At 43.5% G+C, this 14,448-nt stretch carries 11 protein-coding genes and 1 tRNA gene; 4 read left to right on the top strand and 8 right to left on the bottom strand.

Translation table 11 applies throughout. The annotated features are described in order from the left end of the window. The first annotated feature begins 77 nt into the window (after positions 1 to 77). The 3 genes from AAA938_RS05950 to AAA938_RS05960 all read left to right on the top strand — a co-directional run bounded on the left by AAA938_RS05950 (position 78) and on the right by AAA938_RS05960 (position 5,684). Positions 78 to 3,578 carry a PVC-type heme-binding CxxCH protein gene (locus AAA938_RS05950; RefSeq protein ID WP_338227726.1) on the top strand — a complete coding sequence of 1,167 codons (3,501 nt, stop codon included), beginning with the start codon at positions 78 to 80 and terminating at the stop codon, positions 3,576 to 3,578. A 2-nt stretch (positions 3,579 to 3,580) separates the two neighbouring features. Beyond that, positions 3,581 to 4,441 (top strand): sugar phosphate isomerase/epimerase family protein, encoded by an 861-nt coding sequence (locus AAA938_RS05955; RefSeq protein ID WP_338227727.1) that lies wholly within the window; start codon positions 3,581 to 3,583, stop codon positions 4,439 to 4,441. A 124-nt stretch (positions 4,442 to 4,565) separates the two neighbouring features. Then, complete coding sequence (locus tag AAA938_RS05960) at positions 4,566 to 5,684, top strand: Gfo/Idh/MocA family protein (protein WP_338227728.1); 1,119 nt, start codon at positions 4,566 to 4,568, stop codon at positions 5,682 to 5,684. 210 nt (positions 5,685 to 5,894) lie between these two features. Here AAA938_RS05960 and AAA938_RS05965 read toward each other — a convergent pair whose 3' ends face one another. From AAA938_RS05965 to AAA938_RS05980, 4 genes are all read right to left on the bottom strand, one after another. Further along, positions 5,895 to 6,269 carry a hypothetical protein gene (locus tag AAA938_RS05965; RefSeq protein WP_338227729.1) on the bottom strand — a complete coding sequence of 125 codons (375 nt, stop codon included), beginning with the start codon at positions 6,267 to 6,269 and terminating at the stop codon, positions 5,895 to 5,897. 764 nt (positions 6,270 to 7,033) lie between these two features. Then, positions 7,034 to 7,106 (bottom strand) — tRNA-Thr (locus AAA938_RS05970). A gap of 107 nt (positions 7,107 to 7,213) precedes the next feature. Further along, on the bottom strand, positions 7,214 to 9,328 hold the full coding sequence (locus AAA938_RS05975; protein ID WP_338227730.1) for a DUF349 domain-containing protein: 2,115 nt from the start codon (positions 9,326 to 9,328) through the stop codon (positions 7,214 to 7,216). A gap of 48 nt (positions 9,329 to 9,376) precedes the next feature. Beyond that, on the bottom strand, positions 9,377 to 9,946 hold the full coding sequence (locus tag AAA938_RS05980; protein ID WP_338227731.1) for a YqgE/AlgH family protein: 570 nt from the start codon (positions 9,944 to 9,946) through the stop codon (positions 9,377 to 9,379). A 101-nt stretch (positions 9,947 to 10,047) separates the two neighbouring features. Between AAA938_RS05980 and pdxH the strand changes: the two genes are divergently transcribed. Further along, positions 10,048 to 10,683 carry a pyridoxamine 5'-phosphate oxidase gene (pdxH, locus tag AAA938_RS05985; protein WP_338227732.1) on the top strand — a complete coding sequence of 212 codons (636 nt, stop codon included), beginning with the start codon at positions 10,048 to 10,050 and terminating at the stop codon, positions 10,681 to 10,683. Positions 10,684 to 10,688: 5 nt separating this feature from the next. On the opposite strand, the gene bshB1 is transcribed toward pdxH, so the two are convergent. The 4 genes from bshB1 to AAA938_RS06005 form a co-directional block, all read right to left on the bottom strand. Next, complete coding sequence (gene bshB1, locus AAA938_RS05990) at positions 10,689 to 11,405, bottom strand: bacillithiol biosynthesis deacetylase BshB1 (protein WP_338227733.1); 717 nt, start codon at positions 11,403 to 11,405, stop codon at positions 10,689 to 10,691. A 9-nt stretch (positions 11,406 to 11,414) separates the two neighbouring features. Then, a complete protein-coding gene (locus tag AAA938_RS05995) occupies positions 11,415 to 12,416 on the bottom strand; it encodes a peptidoglycan DD-metalloendopeptidase family protein (protein ID WP_338227734.1) in 1,002 nt (333 codons plus the stop codon). 54 nt (positions 12,417 to 12,470) lie between these two features. Beyond that, positions 12,471 to 13,409 carry a thioredoxin-disulfide reductase gene (trxB, locus tag AAA938_RS06000; protein WP_338227735.1) on the bottom strand — a complete coding sequence of 313 codons (939 nt, stop codon included), beginning with the start codon at positions 13,407 to 13,409 and terminating at the stop codon, positions 12,471 to 12,473. Positions 13,410 to 13,570: 161 nt separating this feature from the next. Then, on the bottom strand, positions 13,571 to 14,434 hold the full coding sequence (locus AAA938_RS06005; RefSeq protein ID WP_338218629.1) for a sigma-70 family RNA polymerase sigma factor: 864 nt from the start codon (positions 14,432 to 14,434) through the stop codon (positions 13,571 to 13,573). Between the last annotated feature and the right edge of the window lie 14 nt (positions 14,435 to 14,448).

Raw genomic sequence — 14,448 nt, forward strand, 5'->3', positions numbered from 1 at the left:
CAGAATTCAAGTTAAAACAGTGAGAATTCATTCCGTTTATTTCGGATAATTACCTTGTAAAACTGTAAGCCCAAAGTATGACCCGATTACAATCATCCAATCTGACCTTTGCTGCCCTGCTGTTCGTGGTTTTGTTCGCTTTTTCCTGTGGGAAAAAAGAGAGCTTTCTCTCCATGACAGAACCTAGAAGGGTAGAAATTCTCGTGCTGGGACACGAAAGTGAGCATCACAATTCTGAGAAATTGATGCAATATCTCGGAATTCCCCTTTTCCAAAAAGGCATTAACCTTACCTACACTTCTGATCCAAAGGATCTGAATGATGAGGTGTTATACAATTACGATGGCCTGATGATCTATGCCAATCACGATGAAATCACGGCAGATCAGGAAAAAGCGCTCAAAGCCTATGTTCAAAGTGGAAAAGCATTGATTCCTATCCATAGCGCTTCTTGGTGCTTCCGCAATTCGGATTGGTATGTCAAAACCGTGGGCGGACAATTTAAATCCCATGGAGATGGCAATTTCACGGCTACTATTGTCGACGCTGCACATCCTATTATGAAAGGCATTGAAGAGTTTGAAACTTGGGATGAAACCTATGTCCATTCCCAAATCAATCCGGATATGCATGTCCTGATGGAGCGAGTAGACGGTGATCATCGCGAGCCTTACACCTGGACTTTGGAAGAAGGAAAAGGAAGGGTTTTCTACACTGCCTATGGACACAATGAAGAGACTTGGAAGCAGCCGGAATTTCAAGAGCTGGTAGCCAATGGAATCTTATGGGCTGTGGGTGACGAGGTGAACGCTCTTTTAGCCGCTTACGAAATCCCTCAGCCGGAATTCCGTGATGCTGAAATTCCCAACTACGAACGAAAAGATCCTGCCCCTCGCTATCAGTTGCCTCTTTCTCCTGAGGAAAGCATGAAAACCGTGCAGCTACCTGTTGGCTTCGAGATGACGCTCTTCGCTTCCGAACCTATGATTATCAATCCCATGTCCATGACTTGGGATGAAAGAGGACGGCTTTTCGTCATTGAGACGGTGGATTATCCAAACGAAGTAAGAACAGAAGGAGGAAACGATAAAATCAAAATCCTGGAGGACACAGATGGTGATGGAAAGGCAGATAAAGTGACTGTTTTTGCAGATAATTTGAATATCCCTACTTCAATCATGGCTGTCAATGGCGGGATTTTGATCTCCATGGCTCCTGATTTTGTCTTTCTGAAAGATACGGATGGCGATGATGTAGCGGATGTCCGAGAAGTCGTCATGACAGGTTGGGGAAAAAGCGATACCCACGCCGGTCCTTCTAACCTGAAGTATGGCTTTGATAATAAAATTTGGGGAGTCTTGGGCTATTCCGGATTTAGAGGTACAGTAAGCGGAAAAGAGCATTCCTTTGGCCAAGGAGTTTACCGCTTTGAGCCAAGTGGGGAAAACCTGGAGTACTTAGGAAACACCTCCAATAATACTTGGGGCTTGGCTTTTACCGAAGATTTCGAAACCTTCATTTCCACCGCAAACGGGCAGCACAGCGTGTATTTTTCAATGGAAAATAAATATGTGAAGCGTCCCGTATTCCAAGGTTCAGCCAATACCGTACATGGCATCGATAGCCATTACGATATGCCTCACCTCACTCCTTTTCTTCGTCAGGTGGACTGGCATGGAGGCTATACCGCAGCTGCAGGACATAATTTCTATACGGCCAGAAGTTTTCCTGAGAAATTCTGGAATCGGATAGCTTTCGTAGCTGAACCCACCGGTCGAGTACTTCACAATGCCGTCATCGAATCGGATGGATCTGGATATAAAGAGAAAAACGGATTCAATATTTTGGCCAGTTCAGACGAATGGTTCTCCCCTGTTCACGCCGAAGTGGGCCCGGATGGTGCTCTTTGGGTAGCTGACTGGTACAATTTCATCATTCAACACAACCCTACTCCTAGAGGCTTTGAAAATGGAGCCGGAAACGCCTACATCAATCCACTTCGTGATAGTCAGCACGGAAGAATCTATCGAATAAGCTACAAAGGCGGAGAGGACTCCAAAACCTTTGATCTGAAAGATGCAAGCAATTCCGAACTGATTGAGGCTCTGAAAAGTGAGAACATGTTCTGGAGATTGACTGCTCAGCGCTTGATCGTCGAGCAGCAAAACACCAATGTCCTTTCAGACCTTTACAAAATCATTGCAGATCAAACTGTGGACAAAATAGGTTTGAATGCTTCTGCTGTAAATGCCATTTGGGCACTTCATGGACTTGGACAACTGGATGGAAGCAACAAGGAAGCAAGTATGGTGGTAGAGAAAGCACTCCGACATCCTTCTGCCGCTGTCCGAAAAAATGCCCTGCGAGTCCTTCCTTCAAACCAGGAAAGTCTCCGAGCGATACTGGGTTCAGGCGTTTTGGATGATCCGGATATGCACACCCGTAAGTTTGCTTTCTTGGCACTTTCTGAAATGCCATTTTCAGAAGATGCAGCAAAGGTATTGCTACAGGCTGCTGACAAATCCGAAAACGGAAATGATCCTTTCTTGCCTCAAGCTGTATTTGCAGCGGTGCTCTCCCATCCTATCGAATTTGCTAAGCGGGATAATACAGCAGCTCTTCAGGCTTCCGGAGACTCAGAGATGTCTTTGGCAGATCGAATCAGTAGAAGCTTGGTGGCCGAGCAATATCCTTTGGATTCAAGAAACTCCATCCTCTTTCCACCGGACATAGCTGGAAAAGAGATTGAAATTAGAATGATCGTTTCCAAAGGCAATAATCCAATGGATGGAATTTTGGTGGCTTCTGGCAATAATACAAATGGATACAGTTTGTACATCTTCGAGGATGCTCTTCACTTTGCAGTAGCGCAGGATGAAAAATTGACAATCATCAGTACCAAAAAACCACTTCCTGAGGAGCAATTTATCATTGATGCAACCTTGGTGGAAGATGGAAGCATGAGTTTGAAAATCAACGGTGAAGAAATCGGAAAGGCCAAAACCAAAGGCCTATTCACAGCAGAACTTTCCCCAAAAAGAGTTCGTGTAGGCCAAAATGATTCCAGAAATCAAGTTGGAAAATATGTGGGAGGCTGGATGTTCTCTGGAAGAATAAGCAACAAATCTACCTTAGCCTTGAAAAAACCGGGGGCCAATATCGAAATGATGGAAGGTTCGGCTACAACAAGTACAGCCAATGGCACCTCTCTTGTCAAACTGGCCGTTATTCCACATGAGATGAAGTACGATAAGGCTTCTTTCAAAGTGAAAGCTGGTTCCCAGGTAACCATCGACTTCGAAAACCCTGACTTCATGCAACATAATTTGGTCATCGGTCAGAAAGGCTCATTTGATGCCATCGGAGAGGCAGCCGACGCCCTTGCCCGTGATCCAAAAGGTGCGGAGCAAAATTATGTTCCCAAAATACCACAAGTCATTGCCGCTACTCGATTGGTAGATCCGGAAGGACGGGAATCCCTCGTTTTTGTAGCTCCTACCGAGCCCGGTGAATATCCGTTTGTCTGTACCGTACCGGGCCACTGGAGAATTATGAACGGAATCATGATTGTGGAATAAGGATGGCACTGGACGTAACCTTCAGCGTGAGTACCTGGCTTTGGACTTCGCCATTCAACTCCGAAACAGTTTCTCTTTTTGAGAAGATCAAATCTTACGGATACGATGCTGTTGAAATACCGGTGGAAGATCCCCAATTAATTGACATAGACCGGGTCAAGAAAGCACTCGCAGAACACGCTCTCAAACCTATCATCTGCGGGGCTTTCGGGCCTACCCGGGACTTGACTCACGAGGATCCCGCTTTCCATCAGACCTGTTTTGAATACTTGGATGCTTGCTTTGAAATCGCATCTGAATTGGGAGCAGGATTTGTTGCCGGACCTATGTATTCAGCGGTGGGAAAAGCTCGTCTGATCTCTCCTGAACAAAGAAAAGTGGAATGGAATCGTGCCGTCACCAATCTCCAAAAAGTCTGTAAACGTGCTGGTGAATTCGGTTTGGACATTGCCTTAGAAACCTTGAATCGCTTCGAAACGGACCTAATTAATACTGCCGCTGAGCTCAAACAGTTGATTTCAGATATCAACGAACCTCAGGCCAAGGCGCTTTTAGATGGTTTTCATTTAAGTATTGAAGAGCCTAGTATTGAGGATGCAATTGCAGCCGTTGGGGATAAATTGATTCACGTTCAAGTATCTGAAAACTACCGAGGCACTCCTGGAACAGGTCAAACCAATTGGGCGGCTTGGAAGCGAGGGCTGGAAAAGATCGATTATCGAGGTGCCATTTCTATCGAAAGCTTTACTCCCAATGTCAAGGAATTGGCAGGAGCAGTCTGCATTTGGAAGCCCCTGGTACCCTCTCAGGATGACTTTGCCAAAGAGGGTCTTGAATTTCTCAAAAAATGGGCAGCTGATTAGACAATAGTATCAAGATGCAAGTATCAAGACAACATTAAACAACACCGGACATCTTGCAACCCACGCCGGACATCGTTCATCTGAAAACATTTCCATCATTTAAACCCAAAAAAACAACACAACTATGAGCCAAAAACCAATCAATATCGCCATCATCGGCCTTGGATTTGGTGCTGAGTTTATTCCTATCTATCAAAAGCACCCCTTGGCAAATATGTATGCAGTTTGCCAAAGAAATAAGGAGAAAGCCGAGGAAATCGGGAAAGCTTTTGGAATAGAGAAAGTCTACACAGACTATGACGAGCTGCTTAAAGATCCCAATATTGATGCAGTCCATATTAATACTCCCATTCAAAATCACGCGGAACAATCCATCAAAGCACTGAAAGCTGGAAAACATGTCGCCTGTACTGTTCCCATGGCAACAACAGTAGAGGAATGCCGTCAGATCGTCGAACTCTGTGAGGAGACGGGGCTGACTTACATGATGATGGAGACGGTGATTTACAGCCGGGAATATCTGTTTGTGAAGGAAATGTATGAGAAGGGTGAATTGGGTAAAATTCAGTTTCTCAGAGCCTCACATCAGCAGGAAATGGCTGGTTGGCCAGGCTATTGGGAGGGCCTCCCTCCTATGCATTACGCCACTCACTGCGTAGGCCCTGTATTGGCTTTACCTAAAGGACAAGCTGAATATGTGTCTTGTCTGGGTTCAGGGAGAATCGATGAAAACTTAATCCCAAAATATGGCTCTCCTTTCGCTATTGAAACGTGCCATATCAAGCTGAAAGATTCCGATTTGGCAGCTGAGGTAACTCGCTCCCTTTTCAATACAGCCAGACAATACCGGGAAAGCTTTGACGTGTATGGTTCAAAAAAATCCTTCGAGTGGACACTGATCGAGCATGAAGATTCCGTAATTCATACCGGTGAAGTCCCTGAGAAGGTGAAAATACCTGACTATGCACACTTGCTTCCTGATGGCATTCAGAAATTTACAACTCAAGGAGTTTATGATTCGGATGAAAACCAGCATTTGTCCTTTACCCAAGGTTCCGGTCATGGAGGCTCTCACCCGCATTTGGTTCATGAATTCCTCACCGCTTTGTCTGAAGGCAGAGCTCCCTATCCTGATGCCAGACAATCCGCCAATATCACCTGTGTGGGTATTTTGGCCCATGAGTCGGCGATGGAAGGCGGAAAAATCAAATATCTGCCAGAGTGGACTCTCAGCAAAAAGTAAATTAAAAAAGAGGCTGTCTTATGAATCGTTTCGTTGTCAGCCTGAGCGGAGTCGAAGGCCTTTTCCAACTCTCTAAACGACATTTCGACTTCGCTCAATGTGACAAACTTTACATTTTAGACAGCCTCTAGTTTTAGATTTTTACTTCGGAGAGAAAAAAGAAATAGTTTCAGTCTTTGGACATCTGACATCGGACATCCTACATCCAACTTACTTCACCTTTTTCGCTTCTGTCACAAACATATCCATCAGCGAACCGGAAGCACTTTCTTCGTCAACTTTTTTCAAACTGATATACACGTCGTAGCCTGTGATATTGAAATAAGCCGTCAGCACATCATCAGTGATGGTCACTGATGACATTTCCTTTTCAGTACCAGAAGGATCTTCTACAAAGTACCCCATGGTTTTGCCGTCTTTAGTCTCAAAACGCATAGGGATAGTTGCTGTGCCCTGAGGAGTATCATAAACAGTCACGGCCCACTTTCCTTCAAAGTATTCAGGAGAGGCTGTAAAGCTGGAAAGCGTGACTAAGGAACCCATGGCCACAATTAGAACTAGCAATAAGGAGGATAATTTTTTCATTGATGTAAAGGGTTAAATTTTGCTTTGGAATTTAAAGAATATTTGGACTTACAAAAAGATTAAGAAAATAAAATTAGGCATTTTAACAGGGGATTGAAATATTCTTGGGTATACCTTTTGGATCAAGTCTCGTGACTTGGATCTACCCTGACCGACTGGTTCAAGTCTCCTAACCTTCCAGAAACAGACGGCCTGCCCGACCCTTACTGGTTCAAGTCTCCTGACCTGCTCTCTCGGTTCAAGTCTCCTGATTTTATTGAAAAATTGAAGATCCCATGGTTCAAGTCTCCTGACTGGTTCAAGTCTTCTGACTTGGACCTACCCTGACCGACTGGGTCAAGTCTCCTGACTTGGACCTACCCTGACCGACTGGTTCAAGTCTCCTGACCTTCCAGAAACAGACGGCCTGCCCGACTCAGGCGGGCCTATCCTATGGTTCAAGTCTCCTTACTAGTTCAAGTCTCCTGACTTGGACCTACCCAGACCGACTGGTTCAAGTCTCCTGACCTGCCCGACTCAGGCGGGCTTGGACCGATCAAATACCCTCTTTCTAATGAAACAAGGCAGTCAAAAGACTGCAAGAAGGGAAAGTCCAAGTTTGAAAACTTGAACTAGCGCGTGGGATGGTTCAATAGTCCTTATCTGCCTGAATCAGGCAGGCCTGCCCGACGCAGGCGGGCTTGGAGCTAAGTACCTTGTGTGAACAATTTGTGAGCAAACAAAAAAGGCACTTAGATCTTTCATCTAAGTGCATAATAATTAAGAGCCCCTTGCCGGGATCGAACCAGCGACCTACTGATTACAAGTCAGTTGCTCTACCAGCTGAGCTAAAGAGGCGTTCCTTAATGGTGCTGCAAATATAGACTTACTCCACTTTACTGCAAACCCAAAACCTGATAAATTTCATAAAAACCGCTATCTCTCAGATTTTGAGCGGGAAAAATTTAGAATTCCCGTAAGATGGAAAGCTTCTTTTTCAGCTTTTCAATCTCTTCTTCTGCTTTTTGGATTTTTCCGTCAAACTGATCCTTCAACTTATCAGCTGTTTTGGAAGAAGCGAAAAACTCGAGGTTGTTTTTCCAAAGAGAAATGTTGTTTTCCAAATCTGCAATTTGCTTTCGTATGCCATGCTCTTTTTTGTTGAGCGTTTTGATGGCATTAGGATCACTTTGGATTCTGTTCAGATTCAATCGGAAAAGGAAGTCTTCTCTTCCCTCCTCTGTGGAATCCAACTGATCCAAATAGAAATCAATGGCTTCTTTGAATTGATTTTGAACCTCTTTGATATTCTTTCTTGGCACAAAACCGATTTCATTGAAGGCTTCCACAAATTGCGTCAACTCCTCCTCTGATTTGGAATCTTGCGAAGCTGCCGCTTTGATCTTTTGAATGAGCTCAAGCTTTTCCTTCAGATTCTTATCAAATTCTGAATTGGCTTGTTTGTTGGAGTTTCTTCGGTTTTCGAAGAAGGTATCACAAGCATTTTTAAACCTCTTGTAAAGGGAATCTCTATGTTTCTCTGGAGTAGGCCCCAATTTTTTCCACTCTTGCTGCAGTTGGATCAATTGATTTGCTGTTGACTGCCAATCTGTATTATCCTTGAGGTCTTCAGCCTTGGATATCAATTCCTCTGCCTTTTGTTGATTGGTGGCTCTGACCTCATCCAAATGCTTAAAGAAAGCATTTTTGTTATGGAAGAACTGCTTGAATAAAGACCAGAAGTTCTTGTTGATTTCTCGGCCAGTCTCTCTTGGGACAGGACCGATTTTCTCCCAGGCTTTTTGGATATCCAAAATCTCTTTGGTCTTGGAATTCCACTCTTTGATTCTTTCTCCACTAAATGAGGCAAACTCAGTCAATTGAGCAATGAGTTGTTCTTTGGCTGTCTGATTGGCCTTGAACTCTTCTTTCTGTCCTTCAAAATAGACTTTTCTCTTGTCATAGATCGCATCTGAAGCAGCTTTGAATCTTTGCCATAGCGCCTCTTGCTCTTCTCTAGGTACAGGACCGATATGCTTAAATTCCTCATGGAGTTCATTCAGCTGCTTGATCGCCTCCTTTAATTCCTTGACTTCAGAAAGGACTTCTGCTTTTTCGCAGAGTTCCAATTTGCTTTCCAGATTTTTCTTTCTGTCTAGCTCTTTGAGTTCAAAATAAATGCTTCTGTTATCATAGAATCGATCCATGAGCGCATTATAGCTCGCCCAAAGACTACGATTTTGAGCAGCAGGCACTGGACCAATAGATTTCCATTCTTCCTGAATGGATTTGATCACGTTCATGGAAAGAGTGGTCTCTTCTCCATCAACCAATTCTCTCAATCTATCGAGAATTTGATTTTTGGTCTCAAGATTTTTTTCTTTCTGACGCTCGGTTTCCTTTCTGAGGGAATTAAGCTGATATCTGAAATCATTGAAGACTTTATGAAATTCTCTCTCTTCTTCGTGCTGTCTATATTCAAAATCATCCTCTACTCCACCCTCTTCTTTGAATTTGGCTAATGCCTCTTCTTTTTCCTTGTTGACAATTTCTTCGAATGCGTCCTTGATTTCATGCGCAAGCTTATCCAGCTTAAGGATATTTCCTCCCTGAAGCTTGTCTTTGAGTAGCTTTAAAAGTTGGATTTTAGTGAGTGATGACAAATCCAAATGCTCTTCATGATCTTCTTCCTCATCATTTTCAGAGTCTTCGGAATCGTTGCTTGCAGCTTCTGAGGAGGAAACTTCTGCAACAACAGGAGCTTCACTTTCTTCAGAAATTTCTGCATTTACCTCTACCTCCTCAACGATTTCCGCAACAGTAGATTTGATTTCTTCTGGCTTCTCTTCCGGAGTATTAATTGCCGCTTCAGCTTCTACGACCACGGAATCAGAAGAATCTACCACTTCGGAAGCAGATTCAACTTCTATTTGATCTGCTTCACTTTGAGCAGGTTCTGAAGATTCAGAACTCTCTGATTCTTGTAAATTTTCACTTAGCTTTTCTTTACCAGTCGCTTCCTCAGCTGAAGCTTTGGTCACCTTGTCCTTATCGGACAAATCGTTACTTCTATCAGTCATAAACTCACTATAATTTCAAGGCAATATGGGCAAAAGTAGGGATTTTGCCTAATTTAATCTTGGGTCCACGGGATAATTTGCAATAACCTTAAACTCCCCTCCCATGTTTTTTAAAAGTCCCTTCCATAACTCTTCCGGGGTATTTTGAAGTGTTTCCGGAGATATTTGATCTCGATAAACAATCCATGTATTGGCTTCGAGTTCCTCAGTTAACTGGCCGGCTCCCCAGCCAGAGTAGCCGATAAAAAACATGATATCCTGAGGCTCAAATCTTCCAAGTTTTAGATTTTCAACCAGAGATTCAAAATCCCCTCCCCACCATATTCCGTTTCCGATAGGGATACTTCCTTCCAAAGCCTTTTCCCCAAAATAGATGAAATGGAGAGTATTCTGCTCGACTGGCCCGCCTACAAATACCTCATTGTCCAAAAAAGCCAATTCCTCAACCAAATCTCCCAAATGCAGAATAGAAGGCTTGTTCAATACCAGACCAAAACTTCCCTCCTCATTGTGATCACAAAGCAAAACTACCGACCGGATGAAGTTTTCATCCTGAAGAAAAGGCTCTGAAATCAACAGATTCCCAGCAATCGGATCGTTTTTTTGATTTTCGGACATGAGACTTGAATCACTTTGAGTGAAAAATATAGATCATAATTTTAATAATCCAATGGCAGACGTACTTTTAACCTGAAAAATATTCCAATTCGATAAGTCCTATGAAACTTTCAGACATCAGAAAAGACTACACCCTCAAATCTCTGGATATCAGCGATGTAAGCACAGATCCGTTTCGGCAATTTTCTCTTTGGTTTGATGAGGCTGTGGATTCAGAAGCTTTGGAAGTCAACGCCATGTGTCTTTCTACTCTTGGACTGGACGGCTATCCTTCAGGAAGAATAGTGCTCTTGAAGGGAGTGGATGAAGGGTTTGTCTTTTTCACCAATTATTCCAGTGCAAAAGGAAAAGAGATCGAGGCCATGCCAAAAGCCTCCTTAACTTTCTTCTGGGCAGAGTTGGAGCGACAGGTAAGAATTGTGGGGGATTTGGAGAAAATATCAGAAGCAGAATCTGACGAGTACTTTTTTTCCCGGCCCGTAGGATCCCAAATCGGTGCTTGGACTTCTCCCCAAAGTCAGAGAATTGAAAATCGGGAAGTACTTGCAGAAAGAAACAAACAATTGGAAGACCGATTTTCCAGAGAGCCAATTACCCGCCCACCTCATTGGGGAGGATATAGATTGAAACCCAAGCAGTTTGAATTCTGGCAAGGAAGATCTAGCCGACTTCATGATCGAATCGGCTATGAGAAAAATGGTGAAGGCAAATGGACAATATTCCGTCTTGCTCCCTGAGGAAGTTATTTTAGATCAAACAAATCCTTGACACCAATAAATCGCTCAATGGTAAAACCTTCTCCGTATTTGGTATGAATCCGGTGCCCCATCTCCCTTGACCTCGATTCAATAAATGGCAGAAATTCCGGGGATGAAATAAAGCTAGCGGGTTCTTTACTCTCAGGATCAAAAAACTGGGATTTAAATGCCATGATACTGGCCACTTTGGTGTCCCAGTAATCAGTGATGTCAACAATAAAATCCGGGTTGATGTAGTTGTTTTGAATGTAGTGGTAGACAAACTTGGGTCTCCATGGATCTTGATCTTTCCCATCAAGTTGGGTAACTATTCTTCTCAAACCACTCATAAAGCAGGCATTGGAGGCAAGAGAAGAACCTTTTCCGTGATCCGGGTGCCGATCAGTAATCGCATTAGCCAAAACAATTTCTGGCTGATACTTTCTAATGACCTTGATCAATTCCAGTTGGTGAACTTCGTCATCTTTGAAAAAAATATCTTTGAAGCCCATATTTTCCCTAGCAGCAAGCCCTAGAACTTTTGCAGCTTCTGCAGATTCCTGGAGTCTGATTTCAGGTGTTCCTCGGGTTCCCATTTCTCCTTGTGTGAGATCTACGATACCCACTTTGTAGCCTTTGGCAATGTGTGCGGCAATGGTCCCTGAACAACCCAATTCAGCATCGTCTGGATGTGCTGCAATGACTAAAATATCAAGTTTCATGTACTACTTTTATTTAACCCTTAAGTTTTGGCCGATTCTCAGAATGGTACGAGTGGAAATTCCATTCAGGCGGGTGATTTGATTGATAGGAACTCCGTATCTTCTAGCAATACTTCCTAAAGTATCCCCTCTTTTGACTCGATGGTAAGCTGCTTCTCTTGCTTTGGCCACATGACCAAAAAGCTCTTTTGAAATCAATAAATCCTGTTTGGTTAGTTCTTTTTTCTCAAAATCATAAACCAGTTCAGGATCAAACGGAAGCCCTTTGTATCTCAACTCATAATGCAAGTGGGCGCCGGTACTACGACCGGTACTCCCTCCTCTTCCCAGCAAATCTCCAGCTTTGACTTCATCTCCTACTTGAGCGATTTGCTTGGAAAGGTGGCCATAGACAGTTTCAAGACCATTTTTATGTCGGACTACATAGAAGTATCCATATCCGTAGCGATCATAAGAGCGCACCCGGACAATCCCATCAAATCCTGAGAAAACCAAATCTCCTGTATTCAGATCCAAATCAGTCCCGTAATGCATCCGTCCCCATCTGGGTCCAAATCTGGAGTTAACTTCAATCGGATCCCAATCCACTGGCATTTGCCAGTTCATCCCGAATCGAGGATCATATAGTCTTAGTGAGAGACTATCCTGAAAATTTCGAATATCAAGATTGTAAATATCTACCTTCTTGCTATCCCAATTAGAGTAGTGTTCGAAGGCAGTGACCCAAATACTGTCGATTTGAACTTGTTCCGAAATTTGAATCAATTGATTGGTTGGTGCCCAAATAAAGCCCAGTGGATCCTCACTGATGATGGACTGCATCCGGGCCAGATTCACCTCGCTTTGGAAAAGGATGGAATCTGTTTGAGTGGAAAGGGTACGGAGATAAGCCTCCTGATCAAACTGCCGAAGTTCGATATTCCTCCTTTCAGTAGGTACTCCAGTCTGGCTGTTTTTCTTGATAATCTTAGGAAAAACTTGAGCATTGGCTTCAATGAAACCAATGCTCAAGAAAAAGACTAAAATTATCTGTAAATACTTTTTCCTCATTTATTAAATTAAGGATTATTCTTGTTCGGCTAGGAAGCGCTCTGCATCCAAGGCTGCCATACATCCTGTGCCAGCCGCTGTGACGGCCTGACGGTATACATTATCCTGTGCATCTCCGCAAGCGAAAACTCCTTCCACATTGGTACGGGTGGTTCCCGGTATAGTTTTGATATAGCCGGAAGAATCCATGTGAATGAAATCTCGGAAGATGGAAGTGTTTGGCTGGTGACCAATAGCAACAAAGAAGCCAGAAATTGCGATTTCTCTTTTTTCTCCAGACAAATTGTTGACTACTCGTACCCCAGTTACCTCATCAGTTCCCAGAATTTCCTCAGTCTCAGTATTCCACAGAATTTCGATTTTGGGATTATTTTTAACCCGCTTTTGCATGATTTGAGAAGCGCGCATTTCGTCCCTTCTTACGATCATGTAAACTTTGGAGCAGATATTTGCCAAATAGGAGGCTTCTTCGCAAGCAGTATCCCCTGCCCCAATGATCGCCACTTCTTGACCACGGAAGAAAAATCCATCACAGACAGCACAGGCCGAAACCCCTTTTCCGTTAAGGCGAGTTTCACTTTCCAATCCAAGCCACTTTGCAGATGCACCTGTGGAGATGATGACTGTTTCTGCGCTGATCTGAACTTGATCATCTACAGTGACTAAATGCGGTCTTTTTGAAAAATCCACCGCCGTCACCAAGCCATACCTTACTTGGGTGCCAAACCTTTCAGCTTGTTTCCTGAAATCTTCCATCATTTCCGGCCCCATGATTCCATCGGGATAGCCGGGATAATTTTCCACATCAGTAGTGATGGTCAGCTGACCACCTGGCTGTCCCCCGGTGTAGAGGACAGGATTCATTCCAGCCCTTGCAGCATAGATAGCTGCTGTATATCCGGCAGGACCCGAGCCGATAATCAATACTTTTACTTTTTCAACTTCTGGATTCATCAATCGCTGCTGTTAAAACGGTTCAAATTTTGTCAATTGGGAATTTGAAACAAAAATCAGGAAGGTTAAAATTCCTTAAGGTAAGTTTGGTCACCAAACTTCAGGTAAATCTTTCCCGAATAGGTAATAAAAAAGGGGCTTTACAACCCCTTTTCAATTTATTATCCCAAGTAGGGCTTCAAGGTTTTGCTTCTTGAGGTGTGCCTTAATCTTCGGATGGCTTTTTCTTTAATTTGTCTTACACGCTCTCGGGTGAGGTTAAACTTCTCTCCGATTTCTTCAAGAGTCATTGCGTGTTCTCCATTCAGACCAAAATAAAGGGTGATGACATCTGCTTCTCTTTGGGTGAGTGTAGAAAGAGCACGCTGCACTTCTTTACGAAGAGAGTCTGTCATCAGGCCATCATCAGGCTTCTCATCTCCATCATTTTCCAATACGTCCAAGAGGCTGTTTTCTTCCCCTTGTACAAATGGAGCATCCATAGAGACATGTCGACCTGAAATCTTCATGGTATCAACGACTTCAGAAGCGGTCACTTCCAAAACTTCGGCCAATTCTTCTGGAGAAGGCTCACGCTCAAACTTCTGCTCCAACTCGCTGAAAGTCTTGGATATCTTATTCAAAGATCCCACTCTGTTTAGTGGAAGTCGAACGATACGGGACTGTTCTGCCAAAGCTTGAAGAATGGACTGTCTGATCCACCATACAGCGTAAGAGATGAATTTAAAACCTCTCGTTTCGTCAAATCGCTGTGCGGCTTTGATCAAACCTAAGTTTCCTTCGTTGATCAAATCACCCAAAGAAAGACCTTGATTTTGGTATTGCTTAGCCACAGACACCACAAATCGCAAATTGGCTTTGGTCAGCTTTTCAAGGGCCAATTGATCGCCTTCTTTGATTCGCTTGGCCAAAACTACCTCTTCATCAGCTGTCAACAGGTCTACTTTACCAATCTCCTGAAGATACTTATCCAAGGATTGGGACTCTCTGTTGGTAATCTGTTTGCTAATTTTTAGCTGCCTCATTCAGTCGTTATGTT

Origin of the sequence: Algoriphagus taiwanensis, assembly GCF_036245645.1 — a bacterium.
Classification (GTDB): Bacteria; Bacteroidota; Bacteroidia; order Cytophagales; family Cyclobacteriaceae; genus Algoriphagus; species Algoriphagus taiwanensis.